This is a genomic window from Levilactobacillus tujiorum (genome assembly GCF_012641185.1).
Taxonomy (GTDB): Bacteria; Bacillota; Bacilli; order Lactobacillales; family Lactobacillaceae; genus Levilactobacillus; species Levilactobacillus tujiorum.
Genome location: NZ_JAAXLK010000011.1, coordinates 1 through 13,172, shown reverse-complemented (window position 1 = coordinate 13,172; position 13,172 = coordinate 1). Strand labels below are relative to the sequence as shown.

At 47.1% G+C, this 13,172-nt stretch carries 9 protein-coding genes; 8 read left to right on the top strand and 1 reads right to left on the bottom strand.

Annotated features, from left to right (window positions below; translation table 11 throughout):
• Positions 1-394: 394 nt before the first annotated feature.
• From brnQ to HF569_RS06615, 5 genes are all read left to right on the top strand, one after another.
• On the top strand, positions 395-1,780 hold the full coding sequence (brnQ, locus tag HF569_RS06635; protein ID WP_168901808.1) for a branched-chain amino acid transport system II carrier protein: 1,386 nt from the start codon (positions 395-397) through the stop codon (positions 1,778-1,780).
• 167 nt (positions 1,781-1,947) lie between these two features.
• The gene (locus HF569_RS06630) at positions 1,948-2,292 is read left to right on the top strand and encodes a nucleotide pyrophosphohydrolase (protein ID WP_232842588.1); all 345 of its coding nucleotides are present in this window, start codon (positions 1,948-1,950) and stop codon (positions 2,290-2,292) included.
• A gap of 2 nt (positions 2,293-2,294) precedes the next feature.
• On the top strand, positions 2,295-4,019 hold the full coding sequence (locus tag HF569_RS06625; RefSeq protein ID WP_168901807.1) for a DUF2075 domain-containing protein: 1,725 nt from the start codon (positions 2,295-2,297) through the stop codon (positions 4,017-4,019).
• 36 nt (positions 4,020-4,055) lie between these two features.
• Positions 4,056-4,469 carry an arsenate reductase (thioredoxin) gene (arsC, locus tag HF569_RS06620; protein WP_168901806.1) on the top strand — a complete coding sequence of 138 codons (414 nt, stop codon included), beginning with the start codon at positions 4,056-4,058 and terminating at the stop codon, positions 4,467-4,469.
• Positions 4,470-4,777: 308 nt separating this feature from the next.
• The gene (locus HF569_RS06615) at positions 4,778-5,980 is read left to right on the top strand and encodes an ROK family protein (RefSeq protein WP_168901805.1); all 1,203 of its coding nucleotides are present in this window, start codon (positions 4,778-4,780) and stop codon (positions 5,978-5,980) included.
• A 67-nt stretch (positions 5,981-6,047) separates the two neighbouring features.
• On the opposite strand, the gene HF569_RS06610 is transcribed toward HF569_RS06615, so the two are convergent.
• Complete coding sequence (locus HF569_RS06610; RefSeq protein ID WP_168901804.1) at positions 6,048-8,270, bottom strand: MucBP domain-containing protein; 2,223 nt, start codon at positions 8,268-8,270, stop codon at positions 6,048-6,050.
• Positions 8,271-8,881: 611 nt separating this feature from the next.
• Between HF569_RS06610 and xylA the strand changes: the two genes are divergently transcribed.
• The 3 genes from xylA to HF569_RS06595 all read left to right on the top strand — a co-directional run.
• A complete protein-coding gene (gene xylA, locus HF569_RS06605) occupies positions 8,882-10,237 on the top strand; it encodes a xylose isomerase (RefSeq protein ID WP_168901803.1) in 1,356 nt (451 codons plus the stop codon).
• Positions 10,238-10,881: 644 nt separating this feature from the next.
• Positions 10,882-12,390 carry a xylulokinase gene (gene xylB, locus HF569_RS06600; protein WP_168901802.1) on the top strand — a complete coding sequence of 503 codons (1,509 nt, stop codon included), beginning with the start codon at positions 10,882-10,884 and terminating at the stop codon, positions 12,388-12,390.
• A gap of 357 nt (positions 12,391-12,747) precedes the next feature.
• The coding region (locus HF569_RS06595) for an MFS transporter (protein WP_168901801.1) at positions 12,748-13,172 on the top strand (425 nt) is incomplete at its 3' end.

The following is a 13,172-nucleotide window of genomic DNA, read 5'->3' as shown; positions in this document are numbered from 1 at the left end:
CAGGATAATCACCAATTCTCACAATGAGCGATTTGAGAAAATAAATTAGAAAATAATTAAAAACACCATTGAAATTTCATTTACCATCGCCTATAATACAATCAATATTTCAAAACGTTGAGGAAAAAAGTAGCTCTCGCAGCGATGCCCAGTGAGTCACGTGAAGTGAAAAGTGACCGTCAAGTTAGAGTGAAAATCATTTCCGAGTTCGATGCTGATATGTAGGCAATCGTGGTGGCCACCATTATTTGGCTAGCGGATGTTGGTCCGTGACGAGTGAGGTGGGTAACTGCCTCAAAAAGGTGGTACCGTTCTACTTGTAGAGCCCTTTTCCCGTAGTGGGAGAAGGGCTCTTTTGACGTTTAAAATCAAAAATAGTTGTGGAGGAAAAGGTATGAAGCAAACAGTAACGGGTAAAAAGCGTAAAAATCTTGGTCAGTTGTTAGTGGTTAGCTCACTGATTTTCGGAATGTTTTTCGGTTCTGGCAACTTGATCTTCCCCGTACATTTGGGGCAGATGGCAGGTGAGCATTGGTTTACGGCGGCACTCGGCTTTGCTATTTCTGGGTCACTGTTTCCTCTATTGGCCATTTTGGCGGTGGTCGTCACTAAGAGTGACGGGCTTTACGATTTGGCCAAGCCAGTAGGTCGCCACTATGCGGCCCTTTTCTTAATTCTGGTTCACCTGACAATCGGACCGTTCTTCGGAACTCCCAGAACGGCTGCGACGGCCTATGAAATGGCGTTACAACCGTTTCTACCTAAGCAGTTTGACACAGTCGGTATGCTACTTTTCACGGGCGTATTCTTTGGTGCAGCTTATCTGCTGGCGACACATCAGAATAATTTAGTTAAGGTAGTGGGAAAGTATCTAAATGCCGGGTTCTTGACGATGTTGGCCGTTATCTTCGTGGTCGCGTTCGTCAATCCGATGGGCGGCTTGAATCACGGAGCGACAGCAGCCTACCAAACCAACGCTACTATCAGTGGCTTTTTGGAAGGGTATAATACCGTAGATGCGGTGGCGCTATTGGCGTTGAGCGTGACCTTTGTCCATGCCGTTCGGGGACTGGGTTACCACGATCGTGAGTTGACCCGGTTGACGGCGAAGGCGGGCACGCTGAGCATTGCGTTGGAAATCTTGATTTATTTTGGATTGGTGTTACTAGGAGCCTTTAGTCTGAGTCAATTGACGTTGTCGGCCAACGGTGCCGTGGCGTTGTCACAAATTGTTGGCCGATATTTCACGCGGTTTGGTACAGCGTTCTTGGGAGTTCTGGTCACATTAGGCGTCTTTACGACGGCGTTAGGACTGGTAACCTCGTTTGCGCAAGACTTTCACAAGTTATTTCCTAAGGTGAGCTACCTCAACTGGCTACGCGTCACGACGTTTGTATCCTTTTTAGTGGCAAACGCTGGCCTAGACACGATCATCGCCTGGTCGTTGCCTGTTTTAATGTTACTATACCCGTTGTCATTGGCCTTGATCTTGGCTTCGCTCACGGTTGCCAAGCGTCCTTACGCGGGAATTGTTTATAAAATGACGATTGCGTTTACTGCAGTGCCGGCCGTCTTAGATATGTTGGCTAATTCGCCTAAAGTAGTCACGAGTTTGGGGCCAGTCGCTAGTATGTTACGGATTTATCATCAGGTTATCCCGTTCGCTGGACTGGGACTGGGATGGTTGGTTCCGACCTTTGTTGGTTTCGTCCTCGGTATTGTCTGGGGTCATCTGCGGTGGGCCGGTGAGCAAGAGTCCGTGGTTGAGAATAATCGCTAAGGTAGTGTAGGTGACATAATAAGTTTCGATAAGAATTTTATGAATTTCAATGAAATTGGCGAAGTGTTCGGTGATAATAGCGTGAAGGAAATTCTGAAGTTATTTTGGCGATTGCTGAAAGGGTAGTCATGGTATACTTTTAGCAGAATGAGTTTAGGGGTGAAGGCATGAATGATGCGGATATGAGTATGGACTATACCGCTGTTATGAAAGAGCTACGTGACTTTCGTGATCAACGTGGGTGGCGTAAGTACCATACGTTACCAGCTTTGGCTCGGGCTTTGACAGTTGAAGCAGCGGAGGTTAATGAGATCTTTTTGTGGCAGGGTGATCACTCTGAGTTAACTGCAGAAAAGACCGCTGAACTGAAGATGGAATTGGCGGATACACTGACGTATCTATACTATATGTGTGACCGATTACATGTTGATCCCAATGAGATTGTGCATGAGAAACTGAAAATTAATCAAAAGAGACATTGGACGTTTGACAAACAACAAGGTGGGCAATAACGATGGCAAAGCTTCCTAAACCCGTAATTCAAGAAGTTGATTTTAGTAAAGATGGGTTAGTGACGATAAAACAGAAAACGCAGGGTGTTCAAGCAGAATTACTACTTGAGTTTCCCACTGTCTATGTTGTCTACGATAGGCTTAAGCGGGACGCGTATGATGTTTACGTTGGCGAAACGAATAACATTGAACAAAGAACGCAACAGCATCTACTTGATGACGTTCATCGACGCGAGGATTGGAAGTATTTAGCTGATAGTCGAAGTTCAAAGTTGTTGGTAATTGGTCATGAACACTTCAATAAGTCGCTGACATTGGATATAGAAAATACGATGATGTTGTATATGTCAGGCGTCTCGAGTGTTAAAAGATTGAACAATCGACGTGAAAATCAACAAAGTAAATACTATACGGCCAATGAAAAGGATGCTATTTTCTCTAAGATTTGGCGGAAACTCAACCAATTTAATCAGGATCTCTTCCCGGTAGAATCTATTATTCGTGATTCAGCTCTTTTTAAAGCGTCACCTTTCCACACACTGACGTCGGAGCAAAAACACGCGCGTGATTTAATTCTACGTCGGATTGAGACGGTTTTGCACGCAAAGCAAGGGCATCAATTGATTCTGGTTGAGGGGGAAGCGGGGTCCGGAAAGACTGTGTTACTGAGTACCCTTTTTTATCAGTTGTGGCAGTTAGGGCAAGATAAAAATTATACGGACTTTAGTGCCAGTCAGAATTATTTGCTCGTTAACCATGATGAGCAGGTCAAAGTGTATGAGGATATTTCGCGGAAGCTGGGCATGGATATCACCCATGTCAGTAAGCCGACGCGCTTTATTAATAACCACCAAGTTGAATCGCCGGTTGATATTGTATTGATTGATGAGGCGCATCTTTTGTGGACGCAAGGGAAGCAGTCCTATCGTGGGCAAAACCAACTTAAGGACATTATGGATAGATCTAAATTGACGATTGCGGTTTTTGATCCTAAGCAAATATTGAAGACCGAAGAGTACCTGACAGATAATGAAATTAAATCTTTAGAGGTAAAAGCCAGTCAGCAGGGGAATTTAATCAAGTTTAAAAAACAGATGCGGATGAAGGCCAGCGAAGCGACGACGATGTGGCTAAAAGAGTTAATTGATCGACGCATCGTCACTAAGATTCCGGCTGATAAGAATTATGATTTACGGATATTTGATGATCCCCAAAAGATGTACGATGCGATTAAAGATAAGGCAAGTGATGAACAAGCAGGCTTGTCACGGATGTTAGCAACCTTTGATTGGCCATTTAAGAGTGGTAATAAGCAAATTGATTATGTCACAATCGGTGAATTTTCAATGCCATGGAACCTGCAACTACCATCGGCTGCAGATCAACGAGGTCAAGGGAGAAAGTTGGCGTGGGCCGAACAACATCAAACGATTAATGAAATTGGGTCAACTTACACCATTCAAGGATTTGATTTAAATTACAGCGGCGTTATTATTGGGCCATCTGTAAAATATCGTGATGGGAAAATTGTCTATGATCCTGAACTCAGCTCGAATAAGCGGGCGACGGAGCGGCGGACTTTAGCCAATGGTAAGAAGCAGTATGTCTACGAGGATCTGTTACCTAATGAGCTGAACGTGTTGTTAACCCGTGGTGTCAATGGGCTCTATATTTATGCGGTGGATGATGAATTAAGGTCAGCATTAATGGCAGCAAAGCAAGACTGATTCTAGCTAGACAATAATGAAACGGAGGTTTCACCCATGCCCCAACTTTATTTTCTCTGTACCGGTAATTCATGTCGTAGTCAGATGGCAGAGGGGTTTGCCCGTCAGCTAGCCCCGCAAGATTGGCAGATTGCCAGCGCGGGTATTGAACAGCACGGCCTGAATCCCTTAGCCGTCAAAGTGATGGCTGAACAAGGCGTTGATATCAGTCAGCAACGGTCTAAGCTGATTGATCAAGATTATTTGCAACACAGTGATCTCGTCGTCACTTTATGCGGGGATGCACGGGATAAATGCCCCATGACACCGCCCACTGTTGCCAAGCAGCATTGGCCATTGCGTGATCCAGCCCAAGCAACGGGGAGCGAGGAAGATGTGTTGGCCGTCTTTCGCCAAGTACGCGATGAGATTGAGGACCGGGTGAAGCGGTTGATTGCGACGTTGAATTAGAAACAGTAGGTAAGTGGTGCGGTAGAAAAACCGGCCACTTTTTTAGTCTGAAAGATCGAATTGAGGACAAGTTGGCACAATTCCATAAAAAAATAACACAAATTTGGTACAAACAGTTGAAATTTCACAAGGGGTGGGCGATACTGAGGTTAGTTGGTTCACTGAACCATGATGTTAGTTTCTGTTATCGCTTCCAATCGAGTTATATTCAAGGCGAAGGCTACCCCAGTTAGTTGGGCGGTCTGTCGCACTAACAGTAATGACTTGAGAAGTGGTGCAAGAACGACCGAGCGATAAGGAGGGATTGGATGGTTCGTCGTAGTATGAATCGTAATCAGTTGCATGATCAGAACTTGAAGTTTGTCCTGCAACAGATTTTTAATAATCATCCCACCTCGCGGATCGAGATTTCTCACCAGCTTCACCTAAATAAGTCAACGGTCTCATCGTTATACAACACCCTGATGGCCGATGGATATTTGACGGAGTTAGGCTTGGGGGAAGCTTCCACTGCGGGTGGGCGCAAGCCGACGTTAGTTGAGATTAATCAAAATTATGGATACACATTGACGTTTGATTTGGGATACCGACACTTACATGCGCTGGCAACCCGATTGGACGGCCACGTCTGGAAGTATGACCGGATTCAAACCAAGGATCAGTCGATTCACGAAATGGTGGATCACATCCACCAGTACATCAAGGAAACGCAGGCTGCTGATACCAGCAGTAACGGGTTATTGGGAATCTGCTTCTCTATTCATGGTATCGTGATGGGAAATAAAGTGGTGACGTCGCCATTTATCAAGATGGGCGATGTTGACTTGGAACAAGTCTTCACCGAGGCCTACCACGTCCCCGTCGTATTGGAAAACGAAGCCAACCTATCCGCCGTTTATGAACGTGATTTCAATGGCGCTCGCAATCTGAATAGTGCGGTCACCATCAGTATTCACCGTGGGATCGGGGCTGGGGTAATCCTCCACCGTGATCTTTTCCGCGGGGAACACGGCGATGCGGGTGAAATTGGTCGGACGGTAGCCAGCCTTCAGTTTGATGATGCTGGGAATGCACGGCCAATCCATGCCGAAGATATTTGTTCTGAAGACGCCATCATTCAACAGGTTGAGCAACAGAAGGGCCTGAGCAACCTTGATCGAGATGACATCGTTCGCTTATATCAAAAGGGTGATGCGGAGACTACCAAGATTTTGAAGACGTTTGTCACCGGGATTGCGGGGTTGATCTACAACACCATGCGGACGCTCGATCCGGATGCCTTCTTCATCAATTCACCGCTAGTCGAGGAGTTGCCAAAATTATTAACGGATATTCGGTCCGCCTATCGGAAATTGTCGGAAGATGATGACCGGGCGATTGAGCTGACGAACAACGCGCGTCTAGCCACAGTATTGGGTGGCTGTTCGTTGATCACGCACCGCGTGTTGAATCTGAACGGCTACGAATTGAACTTCGATCGGCCTAGCGCTGAAACGACCGCAACTGAATAATACACTAAAAGAACCATGATCGTCGCAATCCTTGCGGTGGTCATGGTTCTTTTGGTATGCCGTTAATTTAGTTACGCTTCCGGTATAAACCGAAACCAACTAAGGTGCTCAGGAGTAGTGCGAGGCCAATGATTGGCGCTGTCCGGTGTTCGTTAGTTTGTGGTAGCGTCTCACTAGATTTGACCGCTGACTGACGACCATTGACCGCTGACCGATTGGCGGCCACTTTGGCTGCGGCACCAGTAGAATGGGTCGCGAGCTTGACCGTTGTGGCTTGACCACTAGCCCGGTTAGTTGCGGGACGGGTCTTGGTGGTCGTGTTCTGCTTGGAGGTTACCGTATCCGGCTGGCCTTTGATGGTTGGCTTTTCTTTAGAAATAGTCGCCCCATCGCCGCCAGTGGTGAGTTTGTGGTAGGTAACGGTGATGTCCTGGTCACTAGTACCAAACGTTCCGGTTGGGTAAGCCGCTGAAACGAGTTGATAGTTATCCATTGATGGCGTATCAACTTGGTAGGTGTCACCAGCTGAACCGGTCAAGTAGGCGTCTTGCAAAACGGTGTTCCCCTGTTCATCTTGATAGTGAACTGTAACCGTCACGGTAGCCGCTGGGGTAACTGGTGGTGTGACCGGGGTCACAGGCTTAGTGGCATCTTTCTTGTAATAGAGGGTGATCGTCTGTGCTTGATCAGACAAGGTTCCGGTGAGCGCAGCGCCTTGATTCCGGTCATCATCATAGGTGTAACCGTCGACCGCCAGTTGATCTGGTGTCAGGGTGTAAGTGTCACCGGCCATCTGGTCAGCACCTAGGACCAGGTCGTCTTTGATCGCCGTGGTCTCGTCAGCTTCGTCACGGTATTGAATAGTGACGGGTGCGGCAGCGGTAGCGTTGGCATAAGGAATGAGGACGGTGAATGAGTCGCCGAATTTACCCTGCAAGTCGGCTCGCAGATAATATTTGTGGTTACCCGGTGTAGGGGTACCGACAGAGTTAGGATAGAGATTGTAAGAATTACCGTAGTAGTAAGTCGATTGTGGCGCAATATTTGTAAAGGACAGGCTATCGTCTGCATTTAACGCATAGTGTAGTGAGTCATTACCTGATGCATACAGAAGAAAGACGATGTGTCCGTCGCCACTTGGCAAATGGACTTGTTGAAGTTTAATTTCTTTCATGTCAAAACCATTGATCCCGTTAAAGCCCATGAATGGCAGTTGTAATGTGCCACTGTAATTTTGTGGCAGCCGCAGCGGTTGGGCAATCGTGATGGCATGCGTTGTTGGATCAACGTATTTTTGTTGGGCGTAGTCGACTACAAAAACTTGGTGGCCGATCTTCAATGAAGTGAATTGGTTAGCGTCAAGCATGGAGAAGTCGCCGATTCGATTGTAGGTAACGTCTAAGCTGGTGAGATTCTTAAGACCAGCGAGTGGTGCGAGACTGACAATTTTATTGTTAGCGACGTTTAAGGTCGTTAACTTGCTGAGCGCGCTTAACGGGGTTAAGTCAGTGATATCACCCAGATCACCCGAGCCGTTGGGCGACATTTGTAATTTAATATATTCAAAACTGGGATCGTAAGAGAGGTCTAATGAAGTTAAATTGGTGGCATATTGGAGGCCCTCCAATGAGAAGGGAGTCTTGCCGTCAACGTATACCGTGTCACCCAGCGTGTGGCCCGAAGCCAGACTCGTTAAACCAGTCATTTCATCCTGCGTGATTTGTGAGACATCTTTGCCTAAAGCTTTGGCGACCATGTTTTGCAGCGTCTTGTTAGGCATCCAAGTGTCGATAGAAGTATCCGCCGGAACGCTCAGGCTAGCCATCATGGGTGCAGCAGCCTGTTTTGGAGCTGGATTAGTAGCGGGTTCTTCAGGAGTTTCCGGTGTGGTTACTGGTGCTGTTGGCTGCTTTGGTGTAGTTGGGCCTTGTACTTCCGGTGTATGTACGGGTGGAGTCTGTGGATCTGGAGTAGGCATCTCACTTGGAGCGGGCGTTTTCGGCTTCTCGGGTGTCGTAGGAGTTTCAACTTTTGGTTCAGTTGCTGTTGAATCAGCGTCTTGCGTCTTCTCATCGGACGTAGGAGTTTCGCTGGGGGTGTCGTTCTGAACATTCTCTGCTTCGGAAGCCACGTTTTCTGTTGTTGGTGTGGGCGTGGGTGTTGTATCCGCACTGGCCACGGTACCACCGCCAGCCAAGAGCAGGCCAGCTGACAGGATGCCGGCAAATACCCAAGATTTGCCGCTCTTGTACATTTTATAGTGTAATTTATTGTTTCCCGATTTTGACATGATGATCCTCCTATTCGTTGCAATTCACAGCGGGGTTATTAACTACCCCTAGTATAGGAGGTTTCGATAAAATAATCTATATAGCGGTAGCTAAGGTTTATAGGGAAAACTATGTATGCGATAGCGACTATCAAACCTGATAGTGTTGTCATATCAACGAAAACTGTGATTTCATAAAATGCAACCCAGAGTAATTAGCAGCTAAAAATATTTTTCCCATAATTTTAATTGTGGTTAATTTGATTGCTGAGCTTATGAACGAACTGGCTGATTCATTTCAAATCTGCCGTATTTTCACTTAAAATAGCACGACCGACGGGTGGACAACTTACCACGATTGTGCAAATGAAATGACGATAACTGAGGTGACATAGTCGTCAAGATTGACTAATACGTTTAGGTTAAATTAGACGACGCATATCTATAGAAGAAAAAGTTTCAACCCACCACTCACGGGGATGGCTAAGCCACAGATCTACCGTTATTCCGCAAGCGCTAACAATTTTTTGAATCTTTTTCCCGAAAACGCTTGCATTAGAGATAAAACCTTGTATAATTGAATTTGTAAGTTGGTTGTCGCAACGAACTAACTAGGAGGTTTTTTATAAATTATGGATACTAAAACAAGTTACTGGAAAGGCATCGACAAGATTCAATACGTCGGCCATCAAGATAAGAAGTCAGGTTTAGGGTTCCAATACTACAACCCAGAAGAAGTTATTGGCGGAAAGAAAATGAAAGATTGGTTACGGTTCGCCGTGGCTTACTGGCACACCTTTGATCAACGTTTAGTTGACCCATTCGGTGATGGTACCGCTCAACGTCCATACGACAAGTACACTGATCCTATGGACTTGGCTTTAGCCAAGGTTGATGCTGCATTCGAATTTTACGACAAATTGGGTGTAGATTACCTTTGCTTCCACGATCGTGACTTAGCTCCAGAAGGCGACACTTTACGTGAAACCAACAAGAACCTGGACAAAGTCGTTGACAAGATCGTTGAATACCAAAAGACTTCTGGCATGAAGGTTCTCTGGAACACGTCAAACATGTTCACGAACCCTCGCTTCGTTGAAGGTGCCGCAACTTCTCCATACGCTGACATCTTTGCATACTGTGCCGCTCAATTGAAGCACAGTTTGGAAATTGGTAAGCGCGTTGGTTCTGAAAACTATGTCTTCTGGGGTGGCCGTGAAGGTTACGAATCACTCTGGAACACCAACATGAAGGAAGAACAAGAACACGCTGCTAAGTTCTTCCACATGGCTAAGGATTACGCTAACGAAATTGGCTTCGACGCACAAATGTTGCTCGAACCAAAGCCAAAGGAACCAACGACTCACCAATACGACTTCGATGCCGCAACCACGATTGCCTTCATGAAGGAATACGGTTTGGACAAAGACTTCAAGTTGAACTTGGAAGGTAACCACGCCAACTTGGCTGGTCACACTTACCAACACGAAATCCGGACTGCCCGTGAAGCAGGTCTGTTAGGTTCATTGGATGCCAACCAAGGTGACAAGTTAATCGGCTGGGATATTGATGAATACCCATCTAACTTGTACGAAACGACTGCTGCTATGTACGAAGTTGTTGAAAACGGGAGCATCGGCCCTCGCGGTGGTTTGAACTTCGATGCTAAGCCTCGTCGTTCATCATTTGCCCCAGAAGACCTCTTCTACGGTCACATTGTAGGTATGGACAGCTTTGCTGCCGGCTTACGGGTTGCCGTTGCTATGAAGGAAGACGGCTTCTTAGACAAGTTGAAGAAGGACCGTTACAGTTCATACGAATCAGGTATCGGTGCTGACATCGAAAGCGGCAAGGCCGACTTCAAGTCCCTTGAAAAGTACGCTATCGACAAGCCACAATCAGAATTGATTGCTGCTACGCACTCTGATCACTTGGAAGAAGTCAAGGATACGATCAACCACTACATCATTGACACTCTGAGCAAGTAATCTCGCTCCTTGCGAAAATAAAGATCAATAGAATGGCGGACGGACGGTGTGTTCGTCCGCCATTTTTATCTATCAACTAAAGATCAAAAGAACTAAAGCTATTACCAGAGTTTAAGTGGTGGGGATGGTAGGCTCAAAGCGGTCTAAACCAAGCACCTGCGGCTGTCAGAGATTCCGCCTGCTGTGGGGAACGCCTGCGGCCTGGGAAGCGGTCCTCCGGCTCGGTTGGAAGCCCGGCAGTTCACCGGTCTTCCAACACGTCCCACGCTGTAAGCCGAGAATCGGCTAACACCGTCGACACAGCTGGCTCCATCTCTGCCCTCCTCCGGTTTAGATAGTTTTTGAATGGTAAACTTGTTTAAATAGCTGAGACATCAGTATCTAATCAGTGATAATTGACAACATCTAGCTAGCCGTGAGTGAGCCAAATTTGGACTCAGCCGTGGGATTTACCAAGTGAGTTTCTTGGTAAATGGCGACTTGAAGACGGGTTCTTCGGCTTCAAGCGAGGGGCAAGACCGTTCTTTGGCTTGCCCCGTCCTCCCCACAGCGTTCCAGTCCAAATTTGGCGAACGGTAAGGCGACAGGTAAACAACATTAAGTGATTAATGAACAGATGAACTGAAAATTAGGAGGAATGACCGATGGGAAAGTATGTACTCGGTGTTGACCTAGGGACCAGTGCCGTTAAGGTCTCCGCACTAGATCACAGTGGGCAAATTGTCGCCCAAGAAAGTTTCGATTACGATTTAATTCAAAAGAAGCCAGGATATAACGAACAAAATCCAGAAGACTGGGTTTCCGGCACCACGGTTGCGATCGTGCGCTTGATCTTAAACGATCACTTGAGCGCTAGCGACATTGAAGGGCTGAGCTTCTCCGGGCAAATGCACGGACTAGTGCTCTTGGACAAGGACAAGAAGGTACTGCGGCCATCAATTCTGTGGAATGATACGCGGAGTACGCCTCAGCGTGAAGAGATTGAAGCCAAGATGGGCGATGAATTCGTTGATATCACCCGGAATCAACCGCTGGAAGGCTTCACCTTGACCAAGTTACTCTGGGTAAAGGAAAACGAACCGGATATTTGGGCTCAGGCCAAGTATTTCGTTCTGCCCAAGGATTACGTCCGTTACCGCATGACGGGCAACCTGGCAATGGATTACTCCGATGCCACCGGGACCGTCTTGCTCGATGTTGCGAAGGGTGAATGGAGTAAGAAGATTTGTGATACCTTCGATATTCCGTTGAGCATGTGCCCACCACTGATCAAGTCCGTTGATTTTGCGGGGACCGTAACGCCGGCCTACGCCGAATTCTCTGGCTTAACGACGGCTACCAAAGTCTTTGGTGGTGCAGCGGACAACGCTGCTGGTGCCGTGGGTGCCGGGATCCTACACCCGAACATGGTCTTGTCGAGTATCGGGACTTCTGGGGTTGTACTGAAGTATGAAGACACGCCGGACGTTAACTACCATGGTGTCGTTCAATTTGAAGATCACGCCATTCCCGACAAGTACTACTCCATGGGTGTGACGCTGGCTGCCGGCTACTCACTGAGCTGGTTCAAGAAGACGTTTGCGCCTGCCGAAGACTTCACGGACTTCGTGGCTAGTGCCGCTAAATCAACCGTTGGGGCCAATGGTCTGCTCTACACGCCTTACATTGTGGGTGAACGGGCGCCTTACGCTGATGCGGATATCCGGGGGAGCTTTACCGGTGTTGATGGGACTCACCAACGCTATGACTTCGTCCGGGCCGTGCTGGAAGGGATCGTCTTCTCCTTCAGAGACCTATTCGACATTTATGAAGAGAATGGTGGCGACTTTGATACGGTCGTTTCTATCGGTGGTGGGGCCAAGAGTCCCCTTTGGCTACAAATTCAAGCCGATATCTTTAACCGTAAAGTTGTCAGCTTAAAGAACGAACAGGGGCCTGGTATGGGGGCAGCGATGATCGCGGCCACCGGCTTGGGCTGGTTCGATTCCTTACAGGATTGTGCCGAAACGTTCGTTCACTTTGGCAAGGCCTACGAACCAATTCCAGAGAACGCAGCGAAGTATGCCAAGATGCACAAAATTTACAAGCAGGTTTACCAACAAACTAAGAGTATCAGTAAGCAGTTGTTGGACTACCGGCGCGAGGAACTTTAAATGACGACGAGAAAGCTTGGGTGGTAGAGCCCAGGCTTTTTTGCTGTCTACTAATACTAATGTTAAAATTCCACGGTTTGTTGCATGATTTGGCAAATTAATTGTAGCTACCACGAAAAGGTTAGCTGTAATGTGATCAGGCGCTAGTCAGGCCAGACATTCAGAAAGCTTAAATAATTTAATTGTTTTTAAAGAAAGCGCTTTCTTTTACATGACAGACGTGCTATCCTAGATACATGGTTGGTTGGCAACCTCAACCAACTCGATTTCAACCAACTTACAGTTTCAGTTCCAACTTCTCTACATACATTGCCACTACTGACATGACGGCTTATGCCGCACTAAGGAGCGATACTTATGCGAAAAGTTTCGACCGGATTTGTTTACTTCTTCGGTGCATTAGGTGGACTGCTGTTTGGCTACGATACCGGGGTTATCTCCGGAGCCATTCTGTTTATCCAAAAACAAATGCATTTAGGATCTTGGCAACAAGGTTGGGTTGTGAGTGCTGTTCTGCTGGGAGCGATTCTCGGGGCAGCCATCATTGGACCATCCTCTGACCGTTATGGTCGGCGGAAGTTATTGCTATTATCAGCAATTATTTTCTTTGTTGGGGCGTTGGGTTCCGGGTTATCCCCTGAATTCTGGACGTTGATTATCTCGCGGGTCATCTTAGGGATGGCCGTGGGGGCAGCGTCAGCGCTGATTCCGACGTATTTGGCGGAATTATCACCTGCTGACAAGCGGGGGACCATGTCCAGTCTGTTTCAACTGATGGTGAT